Origin of the sequence: Paraburkholderia sp. J69-1, from assembly GCF_905220255.1 — a bacterium.
GTDB lineage: Bacteria > Pseudomonadota > Gammaproteobacteria > Burkholderiales > Burkholderiaceae > Paraburkholderia.
In genome coordinates this window covers 534,652-548,419 of record NZ_CAJMZG010000002.1, presented here as the reverse complement: position 1 = coordinate 548,419, position 13,768 = coordinate 534,652, and the positions used below count along the sequence as shown (strand labels likewise).

Here is a 13,768-nt window from a genome sequence, read left to right as displayed (position 1 = left end):
CACGCACGGCGGTCGAGCGAGTCATGCCCCGTGCGTGCGAGTACACGGTTCCTTCCGGGCTCACCGGATCACAGGACGTGTTTGCGGCTGCCAAGCTTTCTTTTGCCTGACGTATGAGGAGTTTCATGGTCACACCTGCAGTATCTTTTCCCCGCTCTGTCGGCAGTTCGACGCGCGTTGCGTGCGCAGACGGTGTTGTCGCCCATGTGTTCATGGTGGATGGCACGGTGCCGCTCTTCAACGTGGTGTGCGGCTCACTGAAGTTTCTCGCCGACCGCGATCAGGTTCTGTCTCAGGTGGCCAGCGTAACGGGCGGCAAGATGGCCGCGCCCGACTGGGAGTGGGTGCTGGACACCGGTTTCGACTCGTCCGTCGATGGCGCGGCGAGCAAACAATGGCGGATGCGGCCTGCAGGCGCGGCAACGCGCTGAGATCGGGCTCAAGGCAACACGCCTCGAGCCTTGCCGCAAAGTCTCAAATTGCCCGGCTGACCAGCAGCGGATCGACCACGCCGATCGCTTCGGCATCCCGGCTCGCATACGGCAGCTTTTGCAGCACGTAGCGCATTGCATTGAGCCGCGCGCGCTTCTTGCAATCGGAGCGGATCACGGTCCAGGGCGCGTCCGCGGTATCGGTCTGGGCGAACATCGCCTCCTTGGCTTGAGTGTAGTCGTCCCATTTGTCGAGCGAGGCCAGATCGACAGGGCTCAGCTTCCACTGCTTGAGCGGATGCACGCTGCGCTCCTTGAAGCGCCGGCGCTGCTCCGCGCAGCTCACCGAGAACCAGAACTTGATCAGGTGAATTCCGCTACGGATCAGTTGCCGCTCGAATTCCGGCGCCTGCCGCATGAAGTCGGCGTATTGCTCGGGCGAGCAGAAGTCCATCACGCGCTCGACGCCCGCGCGGTTATCCCAGGAGCGGTCGAACATGACGATCTCGCCCGCCGACGGCAGATGTTGCACATAGCGCTGAAAATACCATTGGCCGCGTTCGAGTTCGTTGGGTTTCTCCAGCGCAACGACGCGCGCCCCGCGCGGATTCAAATGCTCCATGAAGCGCTTGATGGTGCCGCCCTTGCCGGCGGCGTCGCGCCCTTCGAACAGAATCACCACGCGCTGGCCGGTCTCGCGCACCCACGCCTGAAGTTTCAGCAATTCGACCTGAAGACGATATTTTTGCCGCTCGTAGGCGTGTCGCGACATCAGATGGCGGTACGGATAGAGACCTTCGCGCCAGCCCGAGGCGAGTTCATCATCGGGATGACGCGAGCGTGAGGCCTGCCAGTCGGATGGCGTGCCTTCGAGAACGAGGCTGCGCAGTTGAGCGCCTTCGTCGGGCGACAGCCCATGCATCAAGGCGGCGATGGAATCGAGCAGCGACTCCGGCGGCTCGCTGTTTGCCGCGGGTTGATCCGCAAGCTGCGCGGAGCGATGCACGCTCATGACGTCGTGAACGGCACCTGCGATGGCTTGCGCCGATGCTTCGACGGCGGCATCGACGGTACGCCGTTGCGCGCTGCGCGGCGTGATGCCTGGCTGGCGCGCGGCCGGGCCGAGATTTGCATCGTCGGCGGTTTGCGCGCTAGCGGCGGAATGCTGAGGGAGGGATTGCGGCGCGGTCCTGGACATGATTGTTCTCGTTCGATAGGGCGTGGCCGGACGCTCATGCGCGTGTTTCCGGTCAGGCGCTCACGCGCGGCACGCTTTGAAGCATGCCGCGCAATGAGGCGATTTGAAGCCGTCTGAAAATGGACTGGAGCGCGTAAAAACAGCGTGCGCGATGCCTAGTCGTTCGTGTTTTTGCGCAAGATCGAGTAGAGCGAATCCTTAAGGTGCAGTTTCTCTTTCTTGAGATGTTCGATGGCCATGCCGTGGGTGGGAACGATGCCCGCTTCCATGTTCTTGATCTGCTGGTCGAGTTCGTTGTGACGATTGAAAAGCCGCGCGAAATGTTCGTCGTGGACCTTGAGGTGCGAGATCTGTTCTCTGTATTCGGGAAACACTCAATACTCCTGATAAAAACGAGATTGATCGAAGGGATATGTAAGTATTTTTCCACTTTCGCCTCCTGACGATCTTGATCGTCGTCAGTGCGCGTAAGGGAAGGCGCAATCCGTTTCTGGAAGCATCGCTGCAGCGGCGCGTGTACTATCGGGGCAGTAACGCGGTTTGTCCTGGTTCGGTTTGAATCGCTGCGCAAACCGTCCGCTCGTCGCGCCAACGAACTCCTGGAGCGTTCATGGTCCGTCGTCTGGAAATCGTGCTGGATGTCGTGAATGGCGCGTCTCGGGCACCGTGCGAGACAGCCGTTGCGCCTGATTCTGATTCTGGTTCAGAGGCGACCGGTGTCACGGCGGCGTTGCGCGCCGCGGTGCCGTCACTCGTTGCGCAAGCCGGTCCCGCAGACTCCGTTTCGATCGTCACTTTCGATAGCAGCGATGCGCTCGCGAAAGCCGGCTGGCGGATTGCAGTCGAGACGCAAAGCGCCGCGCATAGCGTTGTCGTATCTAGGCGCTACGTGCTGACCCCGGGCATCGTTGTCGTCGAGCCGATATTCTCGGCGCATCTCGAAACGGATGGGCTCGACGAAGCGCTTTTCGAGGCCGCCCCCGAAGCGTTTCGCGAGGCGCTGGCGGCGGCTGGTCCGCTTGCGCCATCGGCTTCTCTGATGGCGACGCGAAGCGCCTGGACGTGGCCGCGCGAGGCCGAAGACCTGACGCTCGAACTCGATGCCGATACGCGAATGCCGCGCGACGAAACGGCGCGGTTGCATGAACTTCGCTTGAGCGTGCCCTGGCTTGACGATGCGCCATCTGCGCCACTCGTCGCCGGGCTTTTTGACGGCGCGCACGGGCTGGTCGATGCGCTGCCTGCTTTCGTGCGCCTGACCGACGCGCTGGCGCGCACGGCGCACGGCAGCACCGTCGGCGACGAAAAGGCGATTCACGCCGATCCCGTCGATCTGGGCGGCGCGTCGAGCGCCGAGGCCGCGCTGGCGGCGATCGGCGCCAATATCAGCGCGCAATGGTTCGGCAACGACGCGGGCGTGCGCGATTCAGCCAACACGGAGTTCATTCACCAGATGCGCGTGTCGCAGCGCCGGTTGCGCACGGCGATGCGCATTTTTTCGCACTGGCAGGACGTGGGCTGGCGCGAGCGTATCGAACCCGATCTCAAATGGCTGGGCGGCCTGCTCGGCGAGGCGCGCGACCGCGATGTGTTCGTCGAATCGACGCTGCCCGCGCTGGCCGCCGCCGACAACGAGTCCGAACGCTGGCGCGCGCTGCGCGACGAGGCCGAAGCCGGCCGGCAAGCCGCGCGTGGCCGGGTGCGCGAGGCGCTCGCATCGCCGCGCTATGCGCATCTGGCGCTCGCGTGGCTGCAATGGCTGGCCGCGCTCGCGCAGCACGCCGACACTTCCGCTGAGGCCGGTCCATCGCTGCGTCGCCATGCGAAAAAGCGCGTGCATCGCTATTACGAACGGCTTGCGCAAGCGCAGAAACTTACCGCCATCGACGAAGCCAGCCGTCATCGTGTGCGCATCAACGCCAAGTATCTGCGCTACACGCTCGAATTTTTCGCGCCGATTACGTCGCGCCGCACGCGCACGGATACGGCGCGCGCGCTTGGGCGCCTGCAAAGCGTGTTGGGCGATGGTAATGACGCGGCCGTGGCGCTGCGTTTTCTCGAACGCATGGACGCCGAGCCGTATCAACTGGGCTTTGCGCGAGGCTGGTGTGAAGCGGTCAAACGCTATACCGCAAAAGAGGGCGAGCGCCTGCTGCGCGATCTGCGTCAGCCGAAGATCGCGCGCGGCGCGTGAGGGCGCCATCTCTATAATCGCCGCAACAGTCAAGTTTCCGATCACGACCGCAATACGCGACACGCAATACGCGATGACAAACGCCCCCTCGACTTCTCTCCCACCGAATGCCGCCGATCAAGCCGTCGCGCCCGAACTGGGCCTCGGCGGCTCGGTCTGGTTCCAGTCCGGGCCGCAGATGCTGGGCGGCGCGGCGCGCATCGCGCTGCTTGCGGCGATCCGCGATTGCGGCTCGATCACGGGCGCGGCCAAGGCGGTCGGCATGAGCTACAAGGGCGCGTGGGACGCCATCGACGCCATGAATAATCTCGCCGGCGAACCGCTCGTCGTGCGCTCGACCGGCGGGACGGGCGGTGGCGGCACGCGACTCACGCCGCGCGCGTTGCGACTGATCGAAACCTTTGGCGCGATCGAGCGTGAGCATCGGCGTTTTCTGGAGCGCGCGGCGGCGGCGGTGAGTGCGCTGGAGAGTGCATCGAATCGGGACGCGGCGCTCAGCGTGTCGGGCGATCTGGCCGTGCTCGGCCGTTTCGCGCTGCGCACGAGTGCGCGCAATCAGCTTTACGGGATCGTTGCGGAACTCGTGCGCGGCGCCATCAACGACGAAGTGTCGATTGCGCTGCCGGGCGGCCAGCGCCTGGCGGCGATCGTGACGCGCGAGAGCGCGGACGCTTTGGGTTTGGCGCAAGGCGTGGCGGTCGTGGCGCTGGTGAAGGCGTCGTCGGTCGTGCTGGTGGCGGGCGGGGAGGACGCGGCGGCGCGGCTGTCGGCGCGTAACCGGCTCGGCGGCGTCGTCAGCCACGTGCGGCGCGGCGAGGTCAATGCGGAAGTGACGCTCGAATTGCCCGGCGGAACGGTGGTCGCGGCCGTTATCACCGATGTCAGCGTCGATGCGCTCGGGCTCGACATCGGCGCAAGCGCGACGGCCGTTTTCAAGGCGTCGAGCGTGTTGCTGGGCGTGGCCGGCTAGAAAGCGCCGAACGTGAGCAACACGATGCCGCTGGCGGGATCAGGCCGGGCGTTGCGCGGGCGGCGTGAGGGTGTCGCGGGTTTGCGAGACCGGTGCGGTGGGCGTGCCGGGCGTGCGGATCGGCCGGTTGGTCTTCCAGCGGGCGCGCACAAAGGGCTGATCGTGACCGGAAACGGTGAGCGCGATATCGGTGACCCAGCGGTGCGTGGGCACGCGCACATCATGCAAGGCGACGGTAATGGCGGCCAGGCTCAGCGCGACCACGGCGGTCGAAATTCCGCCTGAACGCGCGTCCCACCAGTAGCGCACGAACACCAGCGCCGTCAGCGCGCCGACGATGGTGCCGGTCACGGCCTCCGAAGGCGAATGCGCATCCAGTACGACGCGCGAAAAAGCCACCACCACGCCGACGATCAACCCCAGCGCGACGCCAGCCGCGCGCAGCGGGGCGCGCACGCCTTGCAGCATCAGGAAGAACGCCACCGGATACACGGAGGTGGACATCATCGCGTGGCCGCTCAGGCCCGTGAAATCGTACGAACGCACGCCGACGCCCCAGCCCATGAACGCGATCTTCGTCAGTATGACGAGGCCGATTGCCGCACCGAGCAGCGCCACCCAGCTGGCCGCCATGCGCCACGAATAGCCTGCGACAAGCCACAGCGCGATCGCGGCGGCGAGCGGGAACGTGAGACCTGCACCGCCGAGGTTCGTTATCGAATTCCAGAGGTTAAGCGGCAAATCGGGCATGAGTCGGCACCACGGTGGCGCGTTCGAAAGAGGGTATCGATTGATTCAACGCACGAGCGGCCGGTTGGGCCGACAGGGCGTCGCGCGATTTTGCAGTATAGCCGCGATTCGTGGCGCTTAATGCGCTGCAGCGAACGACGATTTTCTTTTAGAACTCATTCGACTGCAGCGCTGTCAGATTGATGATATTGTGCATCGCACAACGAATGCGCGTGGCAGATTTTTGCTACGTATCCGACCCCTTTCACGAGGCCACTGATGACGAAAGATCTGACGAAGCTGTGGGCGGGTGGCATGCGACGTCTCATCGCCATCCAGAATCGCGCGGCGCGCACTGCGCTGCGCGAGGCCGGTTTGCGCGCCTCCGACGCGCAGGCCCTGTGGCTCGGCGGCCAGCCTGCGGCGCCGCAGGCCGCGGCGCCCGTCACGCCCGCCGCCCCTGTCACCCTTGCTGCACGTAGCGGCGCGCCGGTGCGCGAATCGCGCGTCGGGCCGCGCGCCGCCGCATGGGCAGCCGGCGAATGGCAGCGCGCCGAACACCTGGCGAAGGGCGCGTCTCGCGCGCTCGCTTATGGCCTTTATTTGCCGCCGTCGCGGCCTACGACGGGCATGCCGCTCGTCGTCATGCTGCACGGCTGCGCGCAAACCGCCGATTCGTTTGCCGAAGGCACGCGCATGAATCTGCTCGCCGATCAACACGGTTTTGCCGTGCTGTATCCCGAACAGTCGGCGCAGGCGCATCCGCACCAGTGCTGGCACTGGTATGACGCGCGTCAGCCCGCGGGCGGCGGCGAGGCGACGGCGATCGTTTCGCTTGTCGATACGCTCGCGCACGAGCATGGTTTCGACCGCTCGCGTGTTTATCTGGCTGGTTTGTCGGCTGGCGCGGGGCTCGCTTCGCTGCTGGCGATGCGCGCGCCGGGCCGCTTCGCGGCCGTTGCGCTCCATTCGGGGCCGGCTTTCGGCGAGGCGCGCTCGGGCGTGGCCGCGCTCGACGTCATGCGGCGCGGTCTGCATCATGATCCGGTCTCGCTGGTCGAGCGCGAACTGGCGGGGCGCAAGCATCCCGGCATGCCGGCGCTGATCGTGCAGGGCGGCGGCGATGCCGTCGTCGCGCCCGTGAACGCCGGGCAGTTGACCACGCAGTTCCTCCACCTCAACGATCTCGCCGATGGCGAGGGCGTGCGCCAGGGCGTCGTTTCGCACGAGCACGACGGCGACGGCTTCACGATCCGCGATTACCTGCGCGATGGCGCCAGCATCGTGCGGCTGTGCGAGGTGGATGCGCTCGAGCACGCCTGGAGCGGCGGCGACGATGCCGTGCCGTTCCACTCGTCCGCAGGCCCCGACGCCAGCGCAATGATCTGGGACTTTTTCGAAGCGCAACGCCGCAGCCATGTGGACGACGCCTTCGACGACGAACTCGCGCACGGCGCGCACTAGGCTGCGCGCCCGCTGTGGCGCGGGTTTGCGCCGATTTTCACGGCACTGCGACAATCCGTATCAATTCAAGGGTTTACCCTAATCAGGGTTTTCCCTATAATGGCTCTATTCCTTCCGAGGGCATGTGCCCGAAATTACGGAGCCAGACCATGTACCTGCTTAGCCGCCTTTTCCTGTTCCTCACGAAATCGACCGAAACCGCTCGCAAAGAGCGCGAAGACGCCTACCTGGCTGAATCGGCTGATATCTATGACCTGGAATTCCGCATGCGCAAGCTCGACCGCGAGAAGACCGGCCGTCATCCCTCGTGGATGAACCACTACGGCTAAGCCGTAGCAATAAAAACGGGGCGCACGCTGGCGCCCCGCAGAGGTGTGATTTGCAGCGCGATGCTGCAAACCCGGGCTCAACGCCCGGAATCGGGCAGATCCTCGGCCGGTTTTTCCTGCACGCCGTAGCAGCCGCGATAGGTCGCGTAGAACGAGCAATAGATCATCGTCGTGACGAGGATCAGCGCCGGCATCACGATCGCGAGCGCATACTCGCCCGCGCCAAGCGCGCGCAGCAGATTCGACAGCCCGATCGCCACGCCCGTCGACAGCGCAAACCACAGCGCGCCGTACACCACGAACGCGCCCTTGTTGCGCCAGCAGCTCACGATGCTGAAGAACATCGCCTTGATGGGCGGCACGTCATGCCAGGCCGTCAGCACCGGCGCAAACCAGAACAGCATCGATACCGGCAGGTAGACCGCCAGCGAAGCCAGCACGGCGAGCGGCACGTTACTGTTTTCGATCGCCTCGGTATCCAGCGTCCCACCCAGCGTCATCAGACGCAGCAGCTCGCCGCCGTCGACCAGCGCGGATGCCGCGAGCACCAGCGTCATCGCCACCACATAAATTCCGCCCAACGCGAACAGATGCTTCGTGACGTTCGGTCCGTACGAACGGAAACCGTCCACGAGGATCGTCGGAAACACCGGCTTGCCCGCGATCGTGTCGCGGCACGCGGCCATGAAACCCACCGCCACGCCCGGCACGAAGATGAGCGGCAGCACGCCGCCGATCAGCGGCACCGCCGAAATCAGCGTCATGGCGAGCAGATACGCGAAAAACAGCGTGAGAAACGCGAGCGGATTGCGACGGAACAGCCAGATACCCTGGCGGAACCAGACATAACCCTGCTTCGCGGGGACTTCGATCAGTTGCATGAGCGGGGCAGGCCAGAAAGTGCCTGGATGTCGCCAGGCGTGACAGCGCGGCGCTCGCGCAGGATGCGCTCGAAATGGCCGGGGTCGTGCGGCTTGAGCAGTTCCGCCGAGCGCGGCAGATAAAAATCATACAGGCGCGAGACCCAGAAGCGGTACGCACCGGCGCGCAGCATGTCGGTCCAGTGGGCGATTTCCGCGGGCGTGAACGGGCGCACCGTCTGGTACGCGCGCAGCAGCGCTTCGGCGCGCGCGCCGTCGAGCTTGCCGGTCGCGAGATCGACGCACCAGTCGTTGACCGTCACCGCCACATCGAACACCCATTTATCGCAGCCGGCGAAATAGAAGTCGAAGAAGCCGCCCAGGCGCACCGTATGGCCGGTTTCGGGCTGGGCGTGTGCGAACAGCGCGTTGTCGCGGAACAGATCGCAGTGGCACGGGCCGCCGGGCAGCGAGGCGTAATCGTCGCTGGCGAAGAAGGCCTGTTGATGGGCGAGTTCGCTCGTGAGCAGATCGCTTTGCGCCGCGTCGAGGAAGGGCAGCACCGTCGGGACGGTCTCTTCCCACCACGGCAGGCTGCGCAGATTCGGCTGGTCGCCCGCGTAATCGCGGCCGGCCAGGTGCATGCGCGCAAGCATCTGGCCGACTTCGGCGCAATGCTCGACCTGCGGCGCGAGTTCGGGCGCGCCGTCGAGCTTCGTGACGATGGCGGCGGGCTTGCCGTGCAGCATGCCGAACAGCGAACCGTCGGCGCGCGGCATCGGATCGGGCACCGGTACGCGATGCGCCGCGAGGTGGCGCATCAGGTCCAGATAGAACGGCAACTGCTGCGCCGTCAGCTTCTCGAAGATCGTCAGGACGTATTCGCCGCGCGTCGTCGTCAGGAAGAAGTTGCTGTTTTCAATACCGGACTGGATGCCGCGAAAATCGACGACATCGCCAAGATCGTAGTCGCGCATCCATTGGGCGAGCTGGGTTTCGGTGACAGCGGTGAAGACGGCCATGCGGGAGGTCGTGTGGTTTTCGTAATGGAGCCCGGCTCGTGCACGAGTCCGGGAGCGGGCTTGCGGATGCCCGGGCGGGAGGCGGCGCGGACAGCGCACGCCGCCCGCGCACGAGGGCGACGTATCAGTAATGCAGGTTGATCGACGGAAGACGCGTGCTGGCCTGGCCGTTCGGACGGACTTGCGGCGACGTGTCGGGGTTCGCGCTCATCGTGTAGCGCGTGCCGAAATTCGAATGAACGTTAATTTCGACGGGCTTGCCCTTGTCGCGGTATTCGGTGATTTCCGTGCCGGTCGGGCTGACTTCGTGAAAGCTCGGCGTGCGCGGCACGTCGTTGATGTCGACCTTCGAGCTGACGCGTGCAGCAGGACGGTTGATCGCCGCGAGATCGGGCAGACCAGCCCGCTCGTTTTCGGACTGCGCGGACTGGGCCTCGACGGCCGTTTTGGCGTCGTCGGCCGGCGCGGCCATGGCGAGCCCGCTGAATGCGAGCGTCGCGGCGACGGCAGCAAGAAGATGCGACTTCATGGTGATTCTCCGATGGGATCTTCTAATTCTAGCAAATCCGCGCCGTGTCTCCCGTCTGCGCCTGCTGTTGCAGCACCGGCTGGCGCGCCCGCCACGCGGGGCATCGCGGGCGCTCGACCTGAGGCGCGGATTTCCGCGCTGCACGAAGGGCGTTGTCAGATTGTCCTGCTTCCGTGCTAATGTCGTTCAAACGAACAGAGGTGAACGACAATGAACAACGACACCAACCGGCGAACCTTCATGACGCCCCCGCACGACTTCCCGCTCGAAGCATTCGAAGATGCCGCCGATGCCGTCGCGCGGCTCTCCGCGATCTACGAAGCCAACACCTCGTTCCTGCGCGATGCTTTCGCGCGTTATCGCCGCGGCGAATCGTTCGAGCGCCGCGTGCGCGCCTGCTATCCGTTCGTGCGCATCCGTACCGATGTCAACACGCATATCGACTCGCGGCGCTCGTATGGGTTCGTGGCGGGTCCGGGCGTGTTCGAAACCACCATCACGCGTCCTGATCTGTTCGGCAATTACTATCGCGAGCAACTGCGCCTGCTTGCGAAGAACCATCACGTGCAGATCGAAGTGGGTGTGTCGGAGCAGCCGGTGCCGGTGCATTTCGCGTTTGCTGAAGGCATTCACCTCGAAGGCGATCTCGATCGCGAACGCCTCTTTGCGATGCGCGACGTGTTCGACGTGCCCGATCTCGCCGAACTCGACGACCGCATCGTCAACGGCACGTTCGAGCCGGCGCCCGGCGAGCCGTTTCCGCTCGCGCTGTTCACGGCGCCGCGCGTGGACTTTTCGCTGCATCGGCTCAAGCACTACACGGCGACTTCGCCCACGCACGTGCAGAATTACGTGCTGTACACGAACTACCAGTTCTATATCGACGAATTCGTGAAGCTTGGCCGCGCCATGATGGCACGCACCGACGATGCCGATCTGCGCAACTATCGCAGCGAATACACCTCGTTCGTCGAGCCGGGCGATGTGGTGACGTATAACGCGAATCTCGGCGAACAGGACGACGAGGGCTCGCCGCCCGCGCGTCTGCCGCAGATGCCCGCGTATCACCTCAAGCGCGCGGACGGCAGCGGCATCACGATGGTCAATATCGGCGTGGGGCCGTCGAACGCGAAGACGATCACCGATCACATCGCCGTGCTGCGTCCGCATGCGTGGATCATGCTGGGTCACTGCGCGGGGCTGCGCAATACGCAGCGTCTGGGCGACTATGTGCTCGCGCACGGCTATGTGCGCGAGGATCACGTGCTGGACGCCGATCTGCCGCTGTGGGTGCCGATTCCGGCGCTGGCGGAAGTGCAGCTTGCGCTCGAGCGCGCAGTGGCGGACGTGACGCGTCTCGAGGGCGTGGAGCTCAAGCGCGTGATGCGCACGGGCACGGTGGCGAGCGTGGACAACCGCAACTGGGAATTGCGCGATCACCGCGAGCCGGTGCAACGTCTGTCGCAGAGCCGCGCGATTGCGCTCGATATGGAAAGCGCGACGATCGCCGCGAACGGCTTCCGTTTCCGCGTGCCGTACGGCACCTTGCTGTGCGTTTCCGATAAACCGCTGCACGGCGAACTGAAGCTGCCGGGCATGGCCGATTCGTTCTATCGCGCGCAGGTGGATCAGCACTTGCAGATCGGCGTGAAGGCGATGGAGATTCTGCGCACTAACGGCTTGCATAAGTTGCATAGCCGGAAATTGCGGAGTTTCGCTGAGGTGGCGTTCCAGTAAAGGCAACGACGATGTGCTGCGCTGCGCTACGCGATGTAGCGCAGCGTTGTTTCTAGCTCGCCGAGGCGTGCATGGCCGCATAGGCAGACGTGTATGGCGAGCATGCATACTGCCCGCCGTCGAGCCGGATCGATAGATTCGGTGCTTTCACCGTTGTGGCAATGCGCGTGAAGGCATCGACCGGAACAGCGGTGGGTTGAGCGTACACAACGCCGGTTTTTTTGCGCGCTTTCGCTTCCATTGCGTCGCGTGCATCGTCGAGCGCGATTGCGCGCCTCAGGCGGTAGATGAAATAAGACAGAATGTGGCCGACGATAATGCCGGCGACAGGGATGCCGAATAGCACGGAAGGAGGCCAGTCCGTCATTTTTGGTACCGTTCGAGTGAGGTTTGCGCAAGCGTGAGCGTGGTCGCGAGGGCGTAGGCAATGCAGCTTTCCTCTTGTGGCTTCCCCCACGTCACGCCGATGCTAGCACTGCCTTCCGGGTGTAGACGCAACAGCCAGATCGTAAAGATGCCGCAGGACAAGAAAAACGCAAAGATCGCGACGGTCGCGCTCGCATACCACTGGTAACGTTTCCGACGATTGTGATGGATTGCTAAACGATTTGCGCGTAGCCATTGGCGGCGCGCGGCGTGCTTGAAAATCGATGGCGGATCCGGCAGCACTTTCAGTACAGGTAGTGAGCCCGGCATACTCAGGCACGGAAGCGCCATTGTGAGCGCGGCTGCCATCATGGTCGGTGCGAAGAAGTCGAGCGGATGGCAACTTTCCACAAGATGCAGCGCACAGAGTTCGTCGCGGAGTTTGTACTCGACAAGTATGAGCACGAGTGGCGCAATGGCCACGATGGCAATGACGAGCCAGTTCCATCCCTGTGTCCATGCGGGGGCTGGCAAGGTCTGGTGATCGATTGCAGTTTCGAGTGGCGTCTCGCTCAATTTGTCGACTCGTCGCGTATGCGCGCCTTGACCGGCGCCAGGTCGTTCGAGTCTAAGACGGGCGTGACACTGGAGATACGTGTAGTGAGCGAATTGGGCTGCCTGAATCGAATGCCTCTGCGCTTGCGTAAATTTCCTCGAAATGCGTGTGCAAATCGGATTCGAATAGCCGTTCAGCGTGTTGCCTGAACGCGTGGCGCTACTGCCCGAACCCCGTCAACCCAATCAAACTCCCTGCCGCCAGCAGCCAGAGCGGATGAATCTTCGTGCGGAACGCCAGCACCGCGCAAACGCCCGTGATGCCCCACGCGATCCACGAAGGATCAGAAGCCTTCGCGATCAGCACCGCGCTCGCCGCCACAAGTCCAGCGGTCACCGGCACGAGCCCGCGTTGCGCGATGCTGCGCCATGGCCGGTCCTTGAAACGATCCCACGCGTGCAGCGCCGCGATCGTCACGAGCGACGACGGCCCGAACTTCGCAATCGACGTGACGAGCATGCCTGCCCATCCGGCCACGTGCCAGCCCACCAGCGTCACGATCATCATGTTCGGTCCTGGTGCCGCCTGAGCCAGCGCGAAAAGCGCGCTGAATTCGCTGGCGGGCATCCAGTGATGGACCTCTACGACCTGGCGCTGCATCTCCGGCAGGATGGTGTTGCCGCCGCCGAACGCGAGCAGCGAAAGCTGGCTGAAAATCGTCGCGAGTGCGATCAGCGTGTCGTTCATCGCGCACCTCCCGCACGACGGGCCGCACGCGCCGCCACGGCGACGCCGATCGGCGTGAGCACGAGCATGGTCGGCAGCAGCGGCGTGCGCAGCAGGGCAATGGCGATAAAGCCGAGCGCGGCGATCACGGCCGCGGCGGGATCGCGCCGTAGCGGCAGCAGGATCTTCACGGCCATCGAAATCAGCAGTCCGGCCGCCGCAGCAGCGAGGCCGACGAACAGATGACGCACATGCGGATCGTTCTGCGTGCGCTCGTAAAGCACGCCAAGGCCGATCACGACCAGCGACGGCCCCGCAATCAGCCCAAGCAGGCCCGCGAGCGCGCCGCGCCAGCCCTGAAAACGCATGCCGAGCGCAACCGAAAGGTTGATCACGTTGCCGCCAGGCAGGAATTGGCACAGGCCGAGCAGATCGGTGAATTCGGCGCCGGTGAGCCAGCGGCGCTGTTCGACGACCGTGCGCCGCGCGAGCGGCAGCGCTCCGCCGAAAGAAGTAAAACCGAGGCCGAGAAAGCCAAGGAACAGATCCTTGACGCTGGGCGTCACGAGCGCTTCGTGCGACGTGAAATCGGCGGGAATATCGGCCGGGGCTGGGGCGGGATTGTTTTTCATGCGGGGACCTCTGGAGCAAGCTGCG

The 13,768-nt window shown here is 64.4% G+C and carries 16 protein-coding genes; 6 read left to right on the top strand and 10 right to left on the bottom strand.

Annotation, left to right across the window (positions count from 1 at the left end; all coding sequences use genetic code 11):
• Positions 1-125 precede the first annotated feature (125 nt).
• Entirely contained in the window at positions 126-431 is a 306-nt protein-coding gene (locus U5A67_RS05575; protein ID WP_205986821.1) for a hypothetical protein, read from the top strand.
• Positions 432-474: 43 nt separating this feature from the next.
• Here the strand turns inward: U5A67_RS05575 and ppk2 are convergent, their stop codons facing one another.
• Both ppk2 and U5A67_RS05565 read right to left on the bottom strand, forming a co-directional pair.
• The gene (ppk2, locus tag U5A67_RS05570; protein WP_321813353.1) at positions 475-1,629 is read right to left on the bottom strand and encodes a polyphosphate kinase 2; all 1,155 of its coding nucleotides are present in this window, start codon (positions 1,627-1,629) and stop codon (positions 475-477) included.
• A 155-nt stretch (positions 1,630-1,784) separates the two neighbouring features.
• On the bottom strand, positions 1,785-2,003 hold the full coding sequence (locus U5A67_RS05565; RefSeq protein WP_205986819.1) for a YdcH family protein: 219 nt from the start codon (positions 2,001-2,003) through the stop codon (positions 1,785-1,787).
• Positions 2,004-2,239: 236 nt separating this feature from the next.
• On the opposite strand from U5A67_RS05565, the gene U5A67_RS05560 reads away from it, so the two are divergent.
• Entirely contained in the window at positions 2,240-3,823 is a 1,584-nt protein-coding gene (locus U5A67_RS05560) for a CHAD domain-containing protein (protein WP_321813352.1), read from the top strand.
• A 73-nt stretch (positions 3,824-3,896) separates the two neighbouring features.
• On the top strand, positions 3,897-4,793 hold the full coding sequence (locus U5A67_RS05555) for a TOBE domain-containing protein (protein WP_321813351.1): 897 nt from the start codon (positions 3,897-3,899) through the stop codon (positions 4,791-4,793).
• 39 nt (positions 4,794-4,832) lie between these two features.
• Here U5A67_RS05555 and U5A67_RS05550 read toward each other — a convergent pair whose 3' ends face one another.
• Positions 4,833-5,543: a phosphatase PAP2 family protein gene (locus U5A67_RS05550; protein WP_205986816.1), complete on the bottom strand. Its 711-nt coding sequence runs from the start codon at positions 5,541-5,543 to the stop codon at positions 4,833-4,835.
• 258 nt (positions 5,544-5,801) lie between these two features.
• Here U5A67_RS05550 and U5A67_RS05545 point away from each other — a divergent pair, with 258 nt between their 5' ends.
• Entirely contained in the window at positions 5,802-6,986 is a 1,185-nt protein-coding gene (locus U5A67_RS05545) for a PHB depolymerase family esterase (RefSeq protein ID WP_321813350.1), read from the top strand.
• 149 nt (positions 6,987-7,135) lie between these two features.
• Entirely contained in the window at positions 7,136-7,315 is a 180-nt protein-coding gene (locus U5A67_RS05540; protein ID WP_205986252.1) for a DUF3563 family protein, read from the top strand.
• A 77-nt stretch (positions 7,316-7,392) separates the two neighbouring features.
• Here the strand turns inward: U5A67_RS05540 and U5A67_RS05535 are convergent, their stop codons facing one another.
• The 3 genes from U5A67_RS05535 to U5A67_RS05525 all read right to left on the bottom strand — a co-directional run bounded on the left by U5A67_RS05535 (position 7,393) and on the right by U5A67_RS05525 (position 9,726).
• On the bottom strand, positions 7,393-8,196 hold the full coding sequence (locus U5A67_RS05535; protein WP_205986253.1) for a BPSS1780 family membrane protein: 804 nt from the start codon (positions 8,194-8,196) through the stop codon (positions 7,393-7,395).
• On the bottom strand, positions 8,187-9,197 hold the full coding sequence (locus tag U5A67_RS05530; protein WP_205986254.1) for a homoserine kinase: 1,011 nt from the start codon (positions 9,195-9,197) through the stop codon (positions 8,187-8,189). Before U5A67_RS05530 ends, U5A67_RS05535 begins: the two co-directional genes overlap by 10 nt.
• A gap of 124 nt (positions 9,198-9,321) precedes the next feature.
• A complete protein-coding gene (locus tag U5A67_RS05525; RefSeq protein ID WP_205986255.1) occupies positions 9,322-9,726 on the bottom strand; it encodes a hypothetical protein in 405 nt (134 codons plus the stop codon).
• 210 nt (positions 9,727-9,936) lie between these two features.
• Between U5A67_RS05525 and U5A67_RS05520 the strand changes: the two genes are divergently transcribed.
• Positions 9,937-11,463: an AMP nucleosidase gene (locus U5A67_RS05520; RefSeq protein WP_205986256.1), complete on the top strand. Its 1,527-nt coding sequence runs from the start codon at positions 9,937-9,939 to the stop codon at positions 11,461-11,463.
• Positions 11,464-11,515: 52 nt separating this feature from the next.
• On the opposite strand, the gene U5A67_RS05515 is transcribed toward U5A67_RS05520, so the two are convergent.
• The 4 genes from U5A67_RS05515 to U5A67_RS05500 all read right to left on the bottom strand — a co-directional run bounded on the left by U5A67_RS05515 (position 11,516) and on the right by U5A67_RS05500 (position 13,710).
• Positions 11,516-11,830 carry a hypothetical protein gene (locus tag U5A67_RS05515; RefSeq protein ID WP_321813349.1) on the bottom strand — a complete coding sequence of 105 codons (315 nt, stop codon included), beginning with the start codon at positions 11,828-11,830 and terminating at the stop codon, positions 11,516-11,518.
• Positions 11,827-12,405 carry a hypothetical protein gene (locus tag U5A67_RS05510; RefSeq protein WP_321813348.1) on the bottom strand — a complete coding sequence of 193 codons (579 nt, stop codon included), beginning with the start codon at positions 12,403-12,405 and terminating at the stop codon, positions 11,827-11,829. The genes U5A67_RS05515 and U5A67_RS05510 overlap by 4 nt, the downstream gene beginning before the upstream one ends.
• Positions 12,406-12,604: 199 nt before the next feature.
• Positions 12,605-13,132 (bottom strand): chromate transporter, encoded by a 528-nt coding sequence (locus tag U5A67_RS05505; protein ID WP_205986259.1) that lies wholly within the window; start codon positions 13,130-13,132, stop codon positions 12,605-12,607.
• Entirely contained in the window at positions 13,129-13,710 is a 582-nt protein-coding gene (locus U5A67_RS05500) for a chromate transporter (RefSeq protein ID WP_415767781.1), read from the bottom strand. The genes U5A67_RS05505 and U5A67_RS05500 overlap by 4 nt, the downstream gene beginning before the upstream one ends.
• Between the last annotated feature and the right edge of the window lie 58 nt (positions 13,711-13,768).